General features: G+C 70.5%; 14 protein-coding genes and 2 riboswitches. Of the genes, 5 read left to right on the plus strand and 9 right to left on the minus strand.

Going from position 1 to position 16,894, the window contains the following annotated elements:
• Nucleotides 1-44: 44 nt before the first annotated feature.
• From gcvP to ACLBXX_RS20275, 9 genes are all read right to left on the minus strand, one after another.
• Nucleotides 45-2,936 (minus strand): aminomethyl-transferring glycine dehydrogenase, encoded by a 2,892-nt coding sequence (gcvP, locus tag ACLBXX_RS20235; RefSeq protein WP_447659493.1) that lies wholly within the window; start codon nucleotides 2,934-2,936, stop codon nucleotides 45-47.
• Complete coding sequence (gcvH, locus tag ACLBXX_RS20240) at nucleotides 2,933-3,316, minus strand: glycine cleavage system protein GcvH (RefSeq protein ID WP_045296801.1); 384 nt, start codon at nucleotides 3,314-3,316, stop codon at nucleotides 2,933-2,935. The genes gcvP and gcvH overlap by 4 nt, the downstream gene beginning before the upstream one ends.
• Nucleotides 3,313-4,431 (minus strand): glycine cleavage system aminomethyltransferase GcvT, encoded by a 1,119-nt coding sequence (gcvT, locus tag ACLBXX_RS20245; RefSeq protein ID WP_447659494.1) that lies wholly within the window; start codon nucleotides 4,429-4,431, stop codon nucleotides 3,313-3,315. Before gcvT ends, gcvH begins: the two co-directional genes overlap by 4 nt.
• Before the next feature lie 49 nt (nucleotides 4,432-4,480).
• A riboswitch (glycine riboswitch) is annotated at nucleotides 4,481-4,581 on the minus strand.
• A 1-nt stretch (nucleotide 4,582) separates the two neighbouring features.
• Nucleotides 4,583-4,679: riboswitch (glycine riboswitch) on the minus strand.
• Nucleotides 4,680-4,722: 43 nt separating this feature from the next.
• A complete protein-coding gene (locus tag ACLBXX_RS20250) occupies nucleotides 4,723-5,895 on the minus strand; it encodes a MarP family serine protease (RefSeq protein ID WP_387146095.1) in 1,173 nt (390 codons plus the stop codon).
• A 109-nt stretch (nucleotides 5,896-6,004) separates the two neighbouring features.
• Nucleotides 6,005-6,871 carry an ABC transporter ATP-binding protein gene (locus tag ACLBXX_RS20255; protein ID WP_447659495.1) on the minus strand — a complete coding sequence of 289 codons (867 nt, stop codon included), beginning with the start codon at nucleotides 6,869-6,871 and terminating at the stop codon, nucleotides 6,005-6,007.
• The gene (locus ACLBXX_RS20260) at nucleotides 6,868-7,755 is read right to left on the minus strand and encodes an ABC transporter ATP-binding protein (protein WP_447659496.1); all 888 of its coding nucleotides are present in this window, start codon (nucleotides 7,753-7,755) and stop codon (nucleotides 6,868-6,870) included. Before ACLBXX_RS20260 ends, ACLBXX_RS20255 begins: the two co-directional genes overlap by 4 nt.
• Nucleotides 7,752-8,735 (minus strand): ABC transporter permease, encoded by a 984-nt coding sequence (locus tag ACLBXX_RS20265; RefSeq protein WP_387146187.1) that lies wholly within the window; start codon nucleotides 8,733-8,735, stop codon nucleotides 7,752-7,754. The genes ACLBXX_RS20260 and ACLBXX_RS20265 overlap by 4 nt, the downstream gene beginning before the upstream one ends.
• Before the next feature lie 97 nt (nucleotides 8,736-8,832).
• The gene (locus ACLBXX_RS20270) at nucleotides 8,833-9,828 is read right to left on the minus strand and encodes an ABC transporter permease (RefSeq protein WP_447659497.1); all 996 of its coding nucleotides are present in this window, start codon (nucleotides 9,826-9,828) and stop codon (nucleotides 8,833-8,835) included.
• A 43-nt stretch (nucleotides 9,829-9,871) separates the two neighbouring features.
• The gene (locus ACLBXX_RS20275; RefSeq protein ID WP_447659498.1) at nucleotides 9,872-11,548 is read right to left on the minus strand and encodes an ABC transporter substrate-binding protein; all 1,677 of its coding nucleotides are present in this window, start codon (nucleotides 11,546-11,548) and stop codon (nucleotides 9,872-9,874) included.
• A gap of 260 nt (nucleotides 11,549-11,808) precedes the next feature.
• Here ACLBXX_RS20275 and ACLBXX_RS20280 point away from each other — a divergent pair, with 260 nt between their 5' ends.
• The 5 genes from ACLBXX_RS20280 to ACLBXX_RS20300 all read left to right on the plus strand — a co-directional run.
• Nucleotides 11,809-12,528, plus strand: a complete 720-nt coding sequence (locus tag ACLBXX_RS20280; RefSeq protein ID WP_447659499.1) for an NUDIX hydrolase — start codon at nucleotides 11,809-11,811, stop codon at nucleotides 12,526-12,528.
• 22 nt (nucleotides 12,529-12,550) lie between these two features.
• Nucleotides 12,551-13,903, plus strand: a complete 1,353-nt coding sequence (gene nadA, locus ACLBXX_RS20285; RefSeq protein WP_447659500.1) for a quinolinate synthase NadA — start codon at nucleotides 12,551-12,553, stop codon at nucleotides 13,901-13,903.
• Nucleotides 13,900-15,600 carry an L-aspartate oxidase gene (locus ACLBXX_RS20290; protein ID WP_447659501.1) on the plus strand — a complete coding sequence of 567 codons (1,701 nt, stop codon included), beginning with the start codon at nucleotides 13,900-13,902 and terminating at the stop codon, nucleotides 15,598-15,600. Before nadA ends, ACLBXX_RS20290 begins: the two co-directional genes overlap by 4 nt.
• The gene (nadC, locus tag ACLBXX_RS20295) at nucleotides 15,594-16,451 is read left to right on the plus strand and encodes a carboxylating nicotinate-nucleotide diphosphorylase (RefSeq protein WP_447659502.1); all 858 of its coding nucleotides are present in this window, start codon (nucleotides 15,594-15,596) and stop codon (nucleotides 16,449-16,451) included. Before ACLBXX_RS20290 ends, nadC begins: the two co-directional genes overlap by 7 nt.
• 24 nt (nucleotides 16,452-16,475) lie before the next feature.
• Nucleotides 16,476-16,894 (plus strand): aminotransferase class V-fold PLP-dependent enzyme (locus tag ACLBXX_RS20300; protein ID WP_447659503.1); only part of this gene is annotated, 419 nt, incomplete at its 3' end.

The raw sequence follows: 16,894 nt of genomic DNA on the forward strand, positions 1-16,894 counted from the left end.
CGACGGGATGCCGGGGGCACCGGCATCCCGTGGCTCGGGGATCGTCAGGCGAAGGCCTCGATGGGCGGGCAGGCGCACACCAGGTTGCGGTCGCCGTAGGCCTGGTCGATGCGGCGGACCGGCGGCCAGTACTTCGTGCGGACCAGCGTGTGAACCGGGTACACGGCGGTCTCCCGCGAGTACGGGTGGTCCCACGACTCGGTGACGACCGACTCGGCCGTGTGCGGGGCGTTCGCGAGGGGATTGTCGCCCTGCGGCCACTCCCCCGCGCCGACACGGTCGGCCTCGGCCTTGATCGCGATCATCGCCTCGATGAAGCGCTCGATCTCGCCGAGGTCCTCGGACTCCGTGGGCTCGACCATGAGCGTGCCCGCCACGGGGAACGACATCGTCGGGGCGTGGAACCCGTAGTCGATGAGACGCTTGGCGACGTCGTCGACCGAGACCCCGGTCGCTTCCTTGAGCGGACGCAGATCGAGGATGCACTCGTGGGCCACGAGCCCGTCCTCGCCGGTGTAGAGCACCGGGTAGTGGTCGCGCAGACGCACGGCGATGTAGTTCGCGGCGAGCACGGCCGCCGCCGTCGCATCACGCAGACCGGAAGCGCCCATCATGCGGACGTACGCCCACGAGATCGGGAGGATGCCGGCCGAGCCGTGCGGTGCGGCCGAGACCGGTCCGCCGTCGAAGACGCCGCCGGCGTGGTCCTTGCGCTGCGACAGCGGATGCGACGGGAGGTAGGGCGCGAGGTGCGCCTTCGCCGCGACCGGGCCGACGCCCGGACCGCCGCCGCCGTGCGGGATGGCGAACGTCTTGTGCAGGTTGAGGTGCGAGACGTCGCCGCCCAGGTCGCCGAAGCGCGCGTAGCCGAGGAGCGCGTTGAGGTTGGCGCCGTCGACGTACACCTGGCCGCCGGCGTCGTGCACGGCCTGCGTGATGTCGAGCACGTCGTGCTCGTACACGCCGTGCGTCGACGGGTACGTGATCATCAGCGCCGCGAGCTCGTCGGCGTGCGCCGCGATCTTCGCGCGGAGGTCGTCGAGGTCGACGTTGCCGGCCTCGTCGCACGCGACGACGACGACGCGCATGCCCGCGAGCACGGCGGACGCGGCGTTCGTTCCGTGCGCCGACGACGGGATGAGGCACACCGTGCGGGCGAGGTCGCCGTTCGCGCGGTGGTAGCCGCGGATCGCCATGAGCCCCGCGAGCTCGCCCTGCGAGCCGGCGTTCGGCTGCAGCGACACCGCGTCGTACCCGGTGACCTCGGCGAGCCACACCTCGAGCTGCTCGATCATGGCGAGGTAGCCGTGCACGTCCTCCTCGGGTGCGAACGGATGCACGCGCGAGAACTCCGGCCACGACACGGCGGCCATCTCGGTCGCCGCGTTGAGCTTCATCGTGCACGAGCCGAGCGGGATCATGCCGCGGTCGAGCGCGTAGTCGCGGTCGGACAGCTGCTTGAGGTAGCGCATCATCGCCGTCTCGGACCGGTGCGAGTTGAACACCGGGTGCGTGAGGAACTCCTCGACGCGATGCAGCCCGGACGGCACGCCCGCCAGGGGCGCAGCATCCGTGAAGGAAAGCACCCGCTCGCCCTGCTCACCCGCACCGAGGAACTCGTTCTCGGGAAGGCCGAAGGCCCACGCCACGGCCGCGAGGTCGTCGGCCGTCGTGGTCTCGTCGACGGAGACGCCGACCGTCGCGTCGTCGACCCAGAAGAGCTGGAACCCACGCTCGCGTGCGCGCTCGATGACGCGGCGCGAAGCACCGGGCGTCGCGACGCGGATGGTGTCGAAGAACGAGTCCGACCGCAGCGACAGGCCGTACGAGCGCAGTCTGTCAGCCAGCGCCGAGGCCTTCTTGGCGACGTCGGTCGCGATCGCGCGGAGGCCGTCGGGCCCGTGGTACACCGCGTACATCGACGCCATGACCGCGAGCAGCACCTGCGACGTGCAGATGTTGGACGTGGCCTTCTCGCGACGGATGTGCTGCTCGCGCGTCTGGAGGGCGAGGCGGTAGGCGGGGTGGCCCGCGGCGTCCTGCGAGACGCCGACGAGGCGGCCCGGCAGCTGCCGCTCGAGTCCCTGACGCACGGCCATGTAGCCGGCGTGCGGACCGCCGAAGCCGAGCGGCACGCCGAAGCGCTGCGTCGTCCCCACGGCGACGTCGGCGCCGAACGAGCCCGGCGATCGCAGCAGCGTGAGGGCGAGGAGATCGGCGGCCACGACGACGAGCGCACCGGCGACGTGCGCCGCGTCGACGACGCCGGACGGGTCCCACACGTGGCCCGACGCGCCGGGGTACTGCACCAGCACGCCGAACAGCTCGTCCGGCAGGGTCGCACCTCGGGCGAGGTCGAGCTCGACGAGCTCGATGCCGACCGCGGCCGCGCGATGCGCGAGCAGGGCCTTCGTCTGGGGCAGCGCGTCGGCGTCGACGACGAACACGTTCGACGACACCTTCGAGCCGCGTCGGGCGACGAGCATGCCCTCGACGACGGCGGTCGACTCGTCGAGCATGGACGCGTTCGCCGTCGCGAGGCCGGTGAGGTCGGTGACCATCGTCTGGAAGTTGATGAGCGCCTCCAGGCGCCCCTGCGAGATCTCGGGCTGGTACGGCGTGTAGGCGGTGTACCAGGAGGGGTTCTCGAGCACGTTGCGGGCGATCACCGACGGCGTGAGCGTGTCGTAGTAGCCGAGCCCGATCATCGGCCGCGCGGTGCGGTTCTGCGACGCCAGCACGCGCAGCTCCGCGAGCGCCTCGGCCTCGGTCGCTGCGGGCGGGATGTCGCTCGTGGCGCGGGGCTTCACATGGATGGATGCCGGAACCGCCGCCTCGACGAGCGCGTCGACGCTGTCGTAGCCCAGGGCGTCGAGCATCGTGCGCTGGGCTGCGGCATCCGTCCCGATGTGACGGTCGGCGAACAGACCCGTCATTCGGCGCCGCCCGTGAGCGAGATGTATGCGTCGCGGTCGAGGAGGTCCGCCACGGACGCGGGGTCGACCGTGATCTTGACGAGCCATCCGGCGCCGAACGGGTCGGCGTTCACGAGGGACGGGTCGTCGACGACGGCGTCGTTGACCGCGACGACCTCGCCCGTCAGCGGCGCGTAGAGCTCGCCGACCGACTTCGTGGACTCGATCTCACCGACGACCGTGGCCGCGGTCACCGAGCTGCCCACGGCGGGCAGCTCGACGAACACCACGTCACCGAGCTTGTCGGCGGCGTACGAGGTGATGCCGACGGTCGCGACGTCGCCGTCGAGGGCGACCCACTCGTGCTCGGCGGTGTACTTGAGGGCGGTGAGATCGGTCATTTGTTCCTCCGGTAGAAGGGCAGGTCGGTCACGGTCGCGGGGATGCGGGTGCCCCGCACGTCGATGAAGAGCTCGGTGCCGGGAGCGCTCGCGGCGGGTGAGACGAACGCCATGGCGATGGGATGCCCCAGGGTCGGGCTGAGCGCGCCGCTCGTGATCTCGCCCACGGGGGTGGCGGCGTCGGCGCCGTCGAACACGGCGTAGCCGGCACGGCCGGCGCGACGGCCTTCACTCGAAAGGCCGACGAGGACGGGAGCGTCGGACGCGACCACGGCGCCAAGGCCCGCCTTGCCGACGAAGTCGTCCTTGTCGACCGCCACGACGCGGCCGAGGCCCGCCTGGGCGGGGACGATGTCGAGCGACAGCTCGTGGCCGTACAGCGGCATGCCGGCCTCCAGGCGGAGCGTGTCGCGCGCGGCGAGCCCGGCGGGCACAAGCCCCCGCGGCTCGCCCGCGCCGAGGAGGGCGTCCCACAGCGCGGCCGCGGCACGGTTCGGCACGAGGAGCTCGAAGCCGTCCTCCCCGGTGTACCCGGTGCGCGCGATGAACAGAGGCTCGCCGTCGAACGTCCCGGAGGACCACGCGTAGTAGCCGAGGTCGGCGAACGCGGGCACGACATCGGCGATGCCTGCGGTCGCCTCGACGATCTCGAGCGCAGCGGGTCCCTGCACCGCGATGAGGGACGTGTCGTCGGTCTGATCCTCGAGCTCGACCTCGAAGCCGTCGATGCGGTCCGCGAACGCCGCAGCGACAGCATCCCGGTTCCCGGCGTTGGCGATCACGAGGAAGCGGTCGTCGGCGAGGCGGTAGACGATGACGTCGTCGACGATGCCGCCGGACTCGGCGAGCACGAGCGAGTACTTCGCCTTGCCGAGGCGCATCGGCGAGATCGCGCCGGCGAGGGCGTAGTCGAGGAACGCGCCCGAGCCCGACCCGCTGACGAGGAACTCGGCCATGTGCGAGATGTCGAAGAGGCCCGCACCGCCGCGCACGGCGTGGTGCTCGGCGAGGTCGGAGCTGTAGCGCACGGGCATGAGCCAGCCGCCGAAGTCGGTGAAGGAGGCGCCGAGCGCCTCGTGGCGGTCGTGCAGGGCAGTCGTACGGAGTTCTGTCATGAGTTCTCCCGGTCGCGGACGGGCAGGCGTCCGATCGACGCCTGTGAACTCCCCCTCTGTCATGGGCCTGAGAGTTTCGCCCGTCCTGCTAGGGAGCGGGTTTTCACCGTCGGCGGATCCTCGCTGCGCGAGAATCGCTTTCCAGAGTCGGCCTGCCCGAACGGTACGCGTACCTGAGAGATTGGCGGGGAGGCTTGCTCCTTCGGTGCTCGGCGATCGCGCTGCCGAGGCTCTCCCGCCCGGGTGATGGGCCGTTATTGACTTGCGGAGCAAGCATACCGGTCGGTGCCGTCAGCCGACGCAGGAGCCCGTCGACACGGTGTTCGTGAGCGAAGGCGCGCGATCGGCGACCGGGGTGAGCTCGGCCATCGTCATGGCGTACCCGACGTTGTCGTCGTTCTCGGCCCGCGCGAACACGACGCCGGCGACTTCGCCGTCGCCCGTCAGCAGAGGGCCGCCCGAGTTTCCCGGGCGCACGACGGCCTGCAGCGAATAGATCTCGCGCGGGTTCCACGAGCTGTCGTACACGTCCGGCACGTTCGCGACGCCCACCGACTGCACGCTCGCCGACACCATCGTGAACGGGCCGCCGTACGGGTAGCCCTGCACGACCGCGGCGGCGCCCGCCGCGAGCGTGGGAGAGAACGGCAGGGCGGTGGCGTCCAGGTCGTCCACGGCGATCACCGCGAGGTCGTCGATCGGGTCGAAGTAGACGATGCGCCCCTCCCGTGCGGGCACTCCCGGCAGCTCGACGATGGGCGTGTCGACGCCGGCGACGACGTGGGCGTTGGTCACGACGCGGTCCTCGGCGACGACGAAGCCGGTGCCCGACGATCCGCGCCCGCAGGCGTACGCATTCCCCGACACGCGGGCGACGGATGCTGCGGCCCGCTGCAGCTCGGGATCGTCCAGGGCGACCGGGGGCGCAGGCTCCGCGGTCCCCGGTCCGAGCAGCAGCCCGAGGCCCGGCAGTCCGTCGTCGAGCACGGCGCCGCGCAGCTGTGCGAGGGCGGCGGCGACGGGGTCGGGGGTGGCGGCCTCGATGCCGCGCAGGATGGCCGACGACGCCACAGCCGACGAGATGACGGGGATGCCGGCGACCGCGATCGCGGGGGCGACGAGCGCCAGCGCGAGGATTGCGGCGACGACCGAGGCGATGCCGCCGAGGAAGCGCTCGATCCCCCGCAGCTTCAGCCGGTCGGCGCCGGAGCGCAGTGCCGAGCCGATCGCCGAGCCCACCGCCGCGCCGGCGAAGACCAGACCGAGGGCGGTGAGGAGCACGGCGGGGCCGCGCCACACCGGCGACGGCACCCAGGCGCTCACCAGCGGGGTCAGCCAGAACGCTGCGAACGCGCCCGCTGCGAGACCCGCCAAGGTGCCGATGCTCGCGAAGAAGCCGCGCTGGACGCCGGCGACGCAGGCGGCGATGAGGAGGAGGACGACGATCACGTCGACGACGATCATCCTCACCCCTTCCCGACGGGACCCGTCTCGTCAGGCTACGCATCGAGGCTGGGAGAGGACCCCGATCGGCCGCCCGGGCGTGTCGGGAGGACCCGCGTGCAGAGGCGGGTCAGCGGCGCTCGGCGGCGAGCTCCCTACGCACCTCGTCGCGCAGCATCCCCTGGTTCTCGGGATCCGGTGCGGCGCCCAGCAGAGTGCGGGTGTAGTCGTGCTGCGGATCGAGGATCACGTCGTCGGCGCGGCCGCGCTCGACGATGTCGCCGCGATACATCACCAGGATCTCGTCGGAGAAGTGCCGGGCCGTGGCGAGGTCGTGGGTGATGTAGAGCACCCCGAGGTGGTCCTCGCGCTGCAGCTGCGCCAGCAGATTCAGCACGCCGAGGCGGATGGACACGTCGAGCATCGAGACCGGCTCGTCGGCGATGATGAACTGCGCGCCGGGCGCGAGCGCCCGAGCGATCGCCACGCGCTGGCGCTGACCGCCCGACAGCTCGTGCGGACGACGCTCTGCCATCTTGTCGCTCGGCGTGAGCCGCACCCTCTCGAGGAGCTCGAGCACGCGCTGACGCACCTCGTCGCGGCCGATCCCCGGGTTGTGGATGCGCAGCGGACGCTCCAGATGGTGCTCGATCGAATGGAACGGGTTCAGCGACGCGAACGGGTCCTGGAAGACCATCTGCACGTCGCCGCGATACGCGCCGACGTCGCGGCTGCGGCGGCCGGCGGGTGTACCGTCGAGCAGGATCTGCCCGCTCGTCGGCGTCTCGAGCCGGGCCAGCATCTTGGCGATCGTCGACTTGCCCGAGCCCGACTCCCCCACCAGCGCGATGGTGCGGCCGGCCTCGAGCGTGAACGACACGTCCTTCACCGCGTGGAGGGTCGAGAACTTCAGGCCGCTGCGCAGCCGGAAGTCCTTGACCAGGTTCCGTGCCTCCAGCGTGCGCGGTGAGCCCGCGACCGGGTTCTGAGCGCTCATGCGGCCCCTCCTTCTGCTGAGGCCGCGCCCAGCGTCGCCGAGATGGGCTGATGGCCGGTGCGCACGAAGTCGCCCCGGTCGCCGCGCAGGCTCGGGAAGCTCGACAGCAGCTTCTTCGTGTAGTCGTGCTGCGGCGTGCGGTAGATGTCGGTCGCGGTGCCGAGCTCGACGATCTCGCCCTGAAGCATCACCGCGATGCGGTCGGAGATCTCGATCAGCATCGGCAGGTCGTGGGTGATGAAGATGACCGCGAACCCGAGCTTCTCGCGCAGGCGCATGATCTCGCGGATGATGCCGCGCTGCACCACGACATCGAGGGCCGTGGTCGGCTCGTCCATGATCATGACCTGCGGGTCGAGCGCGAGCGCCATCGCGATCATGACGCGCTGCCGCATGCCGCCGGACAGCTCGTGCGGGAAGCTGGTGAGGCGTTTGGGGTCGACGCCGACCAGTTCGAGGAGCTCCTCGCTGCGCCGCTGCTTGTCGCGCTTGGACATCTCGGGGCGGTGGGTCGTGAAGACGTCGAACAGCTGCGCCCTGACGTTGATGACCGGGTTGAGCGAGTTCATCGCGCCCTGGAACACCATCGACACCTTGTCCCAGCGGAACCGGCGCAGCTCCTCGTCGGCGAGGCCGACGACGTCGATGTCCTCGCCCGACCGGTCGTGGAACACGACGTCGCCCGCAGTCATCAGCGCCGGCGGCTTGAGCAGCCGGTTGATGCCGTACGCGAGGGTCGACTTTCCGCACCCGGACTCGCCGGCGAGTCCCAGGATCTCACCGCGGTGGAGCGTGAGCGACACATCGCGCACTGCTTTGACCGGCGGATCGACTTCGTACTCGATCGAGATGTTGCGCGCGGTGAGGACGGCGTCGCCGTTCATGCCTCGCCTCCGTTCGTGACGTGGACCGACTCGACACCCCGGCCGGCGCGCTTGGCCTGGCGCACGCGCCGGGCGTTCTCGGGTGCGAGCCGCAGCTTCGGGTTGATGATCTCGTCGATCGAGAAGTTGATGAGCGACAGGCCCGCGCCGAGGAGCGCGATCATGAGGCCGGGCGGCACGAACCACCACCAGGCGCCGGTGCCGAGCGCCTGGCCGGTCTGCGCGTCGTTGAGCATCGTGCCCCACGTGATCGAGCCGGTCGGCCCGAGCCCGAGGTAGGAGAGGCCCGCCTCGCCGAGGATCGCGAAGATGATCGCGAAGAGGAACTGGGCGGCCAGCAGCGGCAGCAGGTTCGGGAGGATCTCGACGCGGATGATGCGCGCCGTCTTCTCCCCCGCGACCCGGCTGGCGGCCACGTAGTCGCGCGACCGCAGCGAGCGCGCCTGCGCCCTCAGAACGACCGCGGACCCCGCCCACCCCGTGATTCCGAGGACGAGGGCCACCAGCATCCAACTTCTTCCGGGGATGTAGGTGGCGATCACCATCACCAGCGGCAGACCCGGGATGACCAGCATGATGTTCGTGAAGAGCGACAGGATCTCGTCCCACCAGCCGCCCTTGTAGCCGGCGAGGATGCCGAACACGATCGACAGGATCAGGGCGATGAGGCCCGCGACGATGCCCACCATGAGGGAGCCGCGTGTGCCCCAGGCGAGCTGGGCGAGCACGTCGTAGCCGAGCTTGGTCGTGCCGAGCCAGTGCTCCGCGCTCGGCGGCGAGAGCGCCGGGTTGTCGGAGTCAGTCGGGTCCTGGCAGAACAGCGGCCCGAGGATGCCGAAGAGGGTGATGCCGATGACGATGGTGAGGCCGAGCGCGAGCTTCAGCGACATCCTCGGCAGCAGCTGGCGGAAGCCGCGGCGCGCGGCGCGCGCCTCGTCGCGCGCCGCCTCGACGTCGGCGTCGACGGGCGGCGACATCATCGCGCCCGGCGCGATGAGGGTGGGGTCGATCGTGCGGTCGGAGAGGGTCTCGGGGAGACTCTCGTAGTCGGTCGACGTGTCGGTCACTTCGAGCCTCTCAGACATTGTGGCGCGCCCTCGGGTCGATGAATCCGTAGACGATGTCCATGATGAAGTTCGCCGCGAGCACCGCGATCGTGATCACCAGGAAGACGCCCTGCATCAGCGCGTAGTCGCTGTTCTGCACCGACTGGATCATGAGCTTGCCGATGCCGGGATAGGTGAACACCTGCTCCATGACGATGGAGCCCGCCACGACGAACCCGAGCGAGATGCCGAACCCGGCGATCGACGGGATCGCCGCGTTGCGGGTCGCGTAGGTGCGAAGGATGCGCACCGGTTTCAGGCCCTTGGCCTCGGCGGTGACGATGTAGTCCTCCGAGACGGTCGACACCATCATGTTGCGCATGCCGAGCAGCCACCCGCCGACCGAGCTCAGCACGATCGTGAGCGCTGGAAGGAACCCGTGGTAAACGGCGCTTCCGAGGAACGCCCAGCTCCACTCCGGGCCTTCGGGGAAGGCCCACACGTCGTAGCCGCCGAAGATCGGGAACCAGCCCAGCGCGACGGAGAAGATCGCGATGAGCACCAGGGCGAGCCAGAAGTAGGGGATGGACTGCAGCACCGTCGTGAACGGCACCAGGTGGTCGACCCACGTGCCGCGGCGCCACCCCACCCAGGCGCCGATGCCGACGCCGAGGACGAACGAGATGACGGTGGCGAGACCCACCAGGATCACCGTCCACGGCAGCGCAGCGGCGATGAGGTCCGTCACCGGGGCCGGGTACTTCGTGATGGAGATGCCCAGGTCTCCCTGCAGCATCCGGCCCCAGTACGCGACGTACTGGTCCCACATCGACGACGAGTCGCCGCCGAGCAGGGTCTTGATGTTGCGGACCGTGGTCTCGTTGATCTCCCCGCCGGCACGCTGCATCTTCGCGAGGAGGATGTCGGCGGGGTCGCCGGGCAGAAGCCTCGGCAGGAGGAAGTTGAGGGAGATCGTCGCCCAGAGTGTCACCACATAGAACGCGATCCGCCGCGCATAGAACTTCATCGCAGCCTGCTCCTCCGTGCCGCGGCTTCTGCCCGGTCGTGCATTACTTCACCGGCTCCAGGTGCTGGAGCACGTAGCCGGCCGCCACCGAGCCCCAGGCCGGCGGGAACGCGTACAGGTCGTCCTCGGTCGGCCAGCCCGTGAAGTCCTTCGTGTTGAAGAACGTCTGGGTCGCGTTGATCACCAGCGGGATGTACGGGAGGTCGCGGACGATCTCGGTCTGCAGGGTGGCGTACGCCTCCTGCTTGACGGCCTCGTCGTTCGTGGCGGCGGCCGCGGCGACGGCCTCGTTCACGATCGCGTTGTCGTAGCGGCTGAAGTTCCAGCGGCCGGCGGGGACCTCTTCGCCGACCTGCGAGGTCGACTCACCGGCGAACCAGTCCTTGTAGATCTGGAACGGGTCGGCGACCGAGGTGCCGATGACGCCGCCCATGATCAGCTGGTACTCCCCGGTCTGGCGTGCATCGGAGAACTCCTGCCACTGCACCGTCGAGGCGTTGACCTTGATGCCGGCCTCCGCTGCCTGCTCGCTGATGAGCTTGGCCGCGTCGTTGTAGTCCGTCCAGCCGTCGACCGAGATGAGGCTCAGCTCGATCGGGGTGCCGTCCTTGCCGTAGAAGCCGTCGCCGCCCTTGGTGTAGCCGGCGGCCTCGAGGATCTCACCGGCGGCCGCGGCATCCGGCGACTGCGGGCTGACCTCGTTGGCCGGGTCGGCGACCCACTTCTGGTCGCGCGGGAGCAGGGCGAAGGTCGGCGAGATGTCGCCGGTCAGGCCGACGAACGCCTTCTCCTTGATGGTGCCGCGGTCGATCGCGACGTTGAGCGCCTGGCGCACCGCGACGTCGGTTTGCGGGCCCGTGCAACCGAGCTCGGCGTTCGAGCAGGTGTAGAGCACGGTCGGGTCCTGCGGCGTGTTCAGCATGCTGATGACGCCGTTCGAGGTCACCGAGTCGGGGTTGGGCACGAACATGCCGGTCCAGTCGAGCTCGCCCGCGGTGAGCAGGTCCTGCGCGGACTGGTTGGCGTCGATGCCGATGTACTGCACCTTCTTGATCGCCGGCACGCCCTCCTCACGGAAGTTCTCGTTCGCGACGACGGTGTAGGAGGCATCCGTCACCTTGTCGACGACGTACGGGCCGGTGCCCACCGGCTCCTCGTCGGTGAAGGTCGTGTAGTCGTCGACCTCCGACCAGATGTGCTCGGGCAGCATCCAGGTGGTGCCGAGGATCTGGAACTCGTTCGTGAACTGCGGCGTCTCGTAGGTCAGGACGAGCGTGGTGTCGTCGGGGGCCTCCGCCGAGATGAGACCGTCGCGGTGGTTCGGCTCGTAGTTGAAGGTGAACGCGGCGTCTTCCGCCGTGAAGTCCTCACCGTCGCTCCACTTCACGCCGTCCTTGAGCGTCACCGTGATGACGGTGCCGTCCTCGTTGTACTCGAAGCTCTCGCCGAGCATGGGGGCCGGCGCGTCGTCGGCGGTCTTGTTGTAGAAGAACAGCGGCTCGTAGATCGGACCGAGCGCGGCATGCAGCACGCTCGGCGAGAAGGGGTTGAAGTTCGCCTCGATCGGAGTCTGGCTTCCGGCCCAGACCCGCAGCGTGCGGCCCTCGGAATCGCCGCTGTCGTTGCCGCCGCCAGTGGCGCAGCCCGACAGGCCGAGACCGAGGATGGCTGCCCCGGCGACGGCGATGAGCGCCGCTCGGCGCTTCGCGTTTCGAATCATCGTTGGTTCTTTCTCTCGTGCGGCATTGCAGGGAGGAGGTGCGCGGGCACCCGGTGCATTCATTAAGTACTGATCCTTAACAAATGAGTGTTAGTAAACCTAACAAACATTCCCACTCCTGCGCATCCTGGGAACGCACTGAGTACGTCACGTCTTCGCAACGGTTCGGTCCGGGCTGGTGGGTCGCGACGGGTGTTACGGGAGGGGTTTGGCTTCTGGTCAGAGTGACACTATGATCGGATCAGACAGTTAGAGTCACCATGACCAGAACAGCACCTGACCCCCACTCCCCCAGCGCCCCGGCCGACGCCGACACGATCCGCGTCGCGGTGTCGACGGTGATCTTCACCCTCCGCCGGCTCCCCGGAAGCGACGCCGTGCAGGTCGTCCTGCCGCTGGTGCGGCGCACGCGCGATCCGCACGAGGGCCAGTGGGCGCTCCCCGGCGGATGGCTGGACGCGACGGAGGGACTGGATGCTGCGGCATCCCGTACCCTCGCCGAGACGACCGGGCTGGCACCGAGCTATCTCGAGCAGCTGTACGCGTTCGGCGCCGTCGACCGCTCCCCCACGCGGGTCGTCTCGATCGTGTACTGGGCGCTCCTGCGCGCGGACGAGATCACCGACGGATCCGTCGAGAACGTGCAGTGGTTCGACGCGGCCGCCCTCCCGGAACTCGCCTTCGACCACAACGAGATCGTCGACTACGCGCTGTGGCGCCTGCGCAACAAGGTCGGCTACAGCCGCATCGCCCACGGCCTCCTCGCCGACGAGTTCACGCTCGCCGACCTGCGCGAGGTCTACGAGGCGATCCTCGGCCGCCGCCTCGACCCGGCGAACTTCCGCCGTCAGGTCGAGAACTCCGGCACCCTCATCCCCACCGACCGCTTCCGCACCGGAAGCCACCGCCCCGCGCGGCTCTACCGCTACAACCAGGACGTCGAGCTCGCCGACCGCGGCCCGCTCGACGCCCGCCACTGATCCCCCGAACGGAGCACCCGACATGCCTGCGGTGAATATCACCCTCCAGCCCCGCCCCGAACTGGACGCCTCGGTCGACCACGCCATCCAGGCGATCGTCGCGGGCGCCGTCGTCGGCGAGACCTGCAACACCGATCTCGCCGCCGGCCCCTGGGACTTCGACACGCGCCCCGGGTACGGCCCCGGCTCGTCGATGGGCGACGTCATCCCCACCGGGTCGCCGCGCCAGGGCGAGCTGCCCCGCGAGTACCGCGAGGCGTCCGAGGCCGAGCTCGACGAGCGCATCCGCGCCGCGAAGGCGACGCTCGGCGACCGCGTCGTCGTGCTCGGGCACTTCTACCAGCGCGAAGAGGTCGTGGTGCACGCCGACTACGTGGGCGACTCGTTCCAGCTCGCGAACGCGGCGCTGGAGCACCCCGACGCCGAGGCGATCGTGTTCTGCGGCGTCCACTTCATGGCCGAGACCGCCGATCTGCTGTCACGTCCCGAGCAGGCCGTGATCCTCCCGAATCTCGCGGCCGGCTGCTCGATGGCCGACATGGCCGACATCGACCAGGTCGAGGAGTGCTGGGAGCAGCTCGCCGACGTCTACGGCGACATGGACGCCGTCGACGAGGACGGGCGCGTTCCCGTCATCCCCGTGACGTACATGAACTCCTCGGCCGCCATCAAGGGGTTCGTCGGACGCCACGGCGGCATCGTGTGCACGTCGTCGAACGCGCGGACGGTGCTGGAGTGGGCGTTCCAGCACGGACGCCGCGTGCTGTTCTTCCCCGACCAGCACCTCGGCCGCAACACCGCCAAGGCGATGGGCGTGCCGCTCGAGCAGATGCCGATGTGGAATCCGCGGAAGCCGTTCGGCGGCTCCGACACCGCCACGCTCGCCGACGCCCGCGTCATCCTGTGGCACGGCTTCTGCTCGGTGCACCGCCGATTCTCGGTCGACCAGATCGACAGGGCCCGCGCCGAGCACCCGGGCGTGCGCGTGATCGTGCACCCCGAGTGCCCGATGGAGGTCGTCGACGCCGCCGACGAGGCCGGCTCGACGGACTACATCCGCAAGGCGATCGAGGCAGCGACGGAGCCGACCACGTTCGCGATCGGCACCGAGGTGAACCTCGTGCAGCGCCTCGCCGCCGACCACCCGCAGCACACGATCTTCTGCCTCGACCCGGTCGTGTGCCCCTGCTCGACGATGTACCGCATCCACCCCGGCTACCTCGCGTGGGTGCTCGAGGGTCTCGTCGCGGGCGAGGTGCGCAACCGCATCACGGTGCCGGCTTCCGTTGCGGATCCGGCACGGGTGGCGCTGGAGCGGATGCTGGCGGCCAAGCCGCCGGCAGCACCCGCGGCCGCGTGGGAGAACGCCTCATGACGGTGCACGAAACCGAAGGCGGGCCGGGTGCCATCGTGGTGGGCTCGGGCATCGCCGGGCTGCTCACCGCCCTGCACGCGGTCGAGCACGGCTGCCGCGTCACGCTCGTGACGAAGGACGTGCTCGAGCACGCCAACACCCGCTTCGCACAGGGCGGGATCGCGGGCGTGATGTTCGACGACGACCGCGCCGACGACCACGTGCGCGACACGCTGGTCGCCGGCGCGGGTCTCAGCGATCCGGCCGCGGTGCGCGTGCTCGTCGACGAGGGTCCCGCGCGGATCCGCGAGCTGATCGCGCTCGGCGTCGCGTTCGACCGCGACGCCACCGGCGGTTTCGTGAAGGGGCTCGAGGCCGCGCACTCCTATCCCCGCATCCTCCACGCCGGCGGCGACGCCACCGGAACGGCCATCGAGAAGGCGCTCGTCGCGCGGCTGCGCGCCAGCGACGTCGTGGTGATCGAGCACGCATTCCTCGTCGACCTCGTCCTGACGGACGGTCGCGTCAGCGGCGTCGAACTGATCGTCGGTGATTCGGTCCCCACGCCTTCTCCACGCACCGCTGACGCGTTGCGCGGAGCCTCCGGGCGCGTGGGCCCAGCTGCGGCCGGCCGTCGCGAGATCGTCACGGCCGACGCGGTCGTGCTCGCGACCGGCGGCGCGGGCGAGCTGTACGCACACTCGACCAACCCCGAGGTGGCCACGGGCGACGGCATCGCCGCAGCGATCCGTGCCGGCGCCGACGTCGCGGACCTCGAGTTCTTCCAGTTCCACCCGACCGTGCTGGCGGTGGGCGACTCGTTCCTGGTCTCGGAGGCCGTGCGCGGCGAGGGCGCGACCCTCGTCGACGAGCACGGCCGCCGGTTCGCGTTCGACGCGCACCCCGACGGCGAGCTCGCGCCCCGCGACGTGGTGGCCCGCGCGATCGCACGGCAGATGGAGGCGCAGCACGGCCGCCCGGTGTTCCTGGACGCGACGCACATCCACTCCGAGGATGCCGATGAGCGCGCGGCCTTCCTCGCCCGCCGCTTCCCCACCATCGACCGCGCGGTGCGCGAGCGGGGCCTGGACTGGGCGCGCGAGCCGATCCCGGTCACGCCGGCTGCGCACTACCTGATGGGCGGCGTCAGCACCGATCTGTTCGGCCGCACCACCCTGCCCGGCCTCTACGCCGTGGGCGAGGTCGCGCGCACCGGCGTGCACGGCGCGAACCGTCTGGCCTCGAACTCGCTGCTCGAGGGCGCCGTGTTCGGCGCACGCGCGGGTGACGTCATCGCCGAGGACGCGGCCTCCGGATCCTGGCCAGTCCTCCCCGCACCCGCCCTCACCGCGAGCAGGCGCGGCGGCGACACCGCAGACGCACCGGCGTTCTCGCGGCCGGCGCTGCAGGAGCTCCTCTGGGACGATGCTGGACTCGTGCGGGATGAAGCGGGCCTCGGGCACGCAGCATCCGTCATCTCGACCTGGCGCGCGCAGCAGCGCACCCCGGTCACCGAGCACGACTTCGAGGACGAGAACCTGCTCCTCGTCGCCGAGCACCTCGTCGCGGCCGCCCTCGCGCGCCGCGAGTCGGTCGGCGCGCACTTCCGCTCCGACGGGACGCCCGCGGAGGCTCCCGCCCTTCTCGCCGCAGCGCGTGGCACCGCCGCTCAGAACTCCCCCGCCTCGCACCTCTCGAAGGAGCCCGTCGCATGCTGACCCGCGCCGTGATCGACCGTGCCGTCGCCGCAGCCCTCGAAGAGGACGCGCCGTGGGGCGACCTCACCAGCGAGGCGCTGATCCCCGAGAACGCGGTCGCCCGCGCCGATCTCGTCGCGCGCGAACGGGGCGTGTTCTCTGGTGGCGAGGTGTTCGAGGCGGCGTTCCGGCTCACCGACCCGGCGATCGACGTCGAGCTGGTCGTCGAGGACGGCGAGTGGTTCGAACCCGGCGCCGTGCTGGCGGTCGTCACCGGTCCGGCGCGCGGCGTGCTCACGGCCGAGCGGATCGGCCTCAACTTCGTGCAGCGGATGTCGGGCATCGCGACCATCACCGGCACCTATGTGGCCGAGGTCGCGCACACCGGCACGCGCATCGCCGACACGCGCAAGACCACCCCGGGCCTGCGTGCCTTCGAGCGCAAGGCCGTGCGCGACGGCGGCGGGCGCAACCACCGCCACTCGCTGTCGGACGCGGTGATGGCGAAGGACAACCACCTCGCGGTCCTCGCGCAGAAGGGCGTCTCGCCGACGGCGGCGCTCCTCGCCGCGAAGGACCTCCTCCCCCACACGACGCACATCGAGGTCGAGGTCGACCGGCTCGAGCAGATCGAGCCGGTGCTCGCCGCCGGCATCGGCACGATCATGCTCGACAACTTCTCCCTCGACGACCTGCGCATGGGCGTCACCCAAGTCGCCGGCCGGGCGACGGTCGAGGCATCCGGCGGGGTATCGCTCGACACCGTGCGCGCGATCGCCGAGACCGGCGTCGACGTGATCTCGGTCGGCGCGCTCACCCACTCTGCGCGCGCCCTCGATCTCGGGCTCGACGTGCGCATCGACGCCGCCTGATCCACCCCGGAGCACCCGATGAGCATGCTGTACCTCGACAACGCCGCGACCACGCCGGTGCGCCCCGAGGTGCTCGAGGCGATGATGCCGTACCTGACCCGCTGGTACGGCAACGCGTCGAGCCACCACACCGTGGGCGAGGCGGCGGCCGACGCCCTGGCAGACGCCCGGGCGCGCGTGGCAGGCATGCTCGGCCTCCGCGCCGGCGACGTGGTCTTCACCTCCGGCGGCACCGAGGCGAACAACCTCGCGATCAAGGGCATCGCGATCGCCGCCGCCCTCCGTCGCGACGACCGCCGCGCGCACGTCGTGACGACGCCGATCGAGCACGAGTCGGTGCTCGAGTCGGTCGACTACCTCGAACGCGTGCACGGGTTCGAGGCGAGGGGGGGGGCCCCCGGCGGGCACGCGCGCGGGTCGGCGGGGGCGGTCGCAGGGAGGCG

It is taken from the genome of Microbacterium sp. C23T (genome assembly GCF_053345975.1).

Coding starts and splice junctions, on each gene's coding strand:
- gcvP (WP_447659493.1), bottom strand. CDS start 2,936: ATGACGGGTCTGTTCGCCGACCGTCACATCGGGACGGATGCCGCAGCC.
- gcvH (WP_045296801.1), bottom strand. CDS start 3,316: ATGACCGATCTCACCGCCCTCAAGTACACCGCCGAGCACGAGTGGGTC.
- gcvT (WP_447659494.1), bottom strand. CDS start 4,431: ATGACAGAACTCCGTACGACTGCCCTGCACGACCGCCACGAGGCGCTC.
- ACLBXX_RS20250 (WP_387146095.1), bottom strand. CDS start 5,895: ATGATCGTCGTCGACGTGATCGTCGTCCTCCTCCTCATCGCCGCCTGC.
- ACLBXX_RS20255 (WP_447659495.1), bottom strand. CDS start 6,871: ATGAGCGCTCAGAACCCGGTCGCGGGCTCACCGCGCACGCTGGAGGCA.
- ACLBXX_RS20260 (WP_447659496.1), bottom strand. CDS start 7,755: ATGAACGGCGACGCCGTCCTCACCGCGCGCAACATCTCGATCGAGTAC.
- ACLBXX_RS20265 (WP_387146187.1), bottom strand. CDS start 8,735: ATGATGTCGCCGCCCGTCGACGCCGACGTCGAGGCGGCGCGCGACGAG.
- ACLBXX_RS20270 (WP_447659497.1), bottom strand. CDS start 9,828: ATGAAGTTCTATGCGCGGCGGATCGCGTTCTATGTGGTGACACTCTGG.
- ACLBXX_RS20275 (WP_447659498.1), bottom strand. CDS start 11,548: ATGATTCGAAACGCGAAGCGCCGAGCGGCGCTCATCGCCGTCGCCGGG.
- ACLBXX_RS20280 (WP_447659499.1), top strand. CDS start 11,809: ATGACCAGAACAGCACCTGACCCCCACTCCCCCAGCGCCCCGGCCGAC.
- nadA (WP_447659500.1), top strand. CDS start 12,551: ATGCCTGCGGTGAATATCACCCTCCAGCCCCGCCCCGAACTGGACGCC.
- ACLBXX_RS20290 (WP_447659501.1), top strand. CDS start 13,900: ATGACGGTGCACGAAACCGAAGGCGGGCCGGGTGCCATCGTGGTGGGC.
- nadC (WP_447659502.1), top strand. CDS start 15,594: ATGCTGACCCGCGCCGTGATCGACCGTGCCGTCGCCGCAGCCCTCGAA.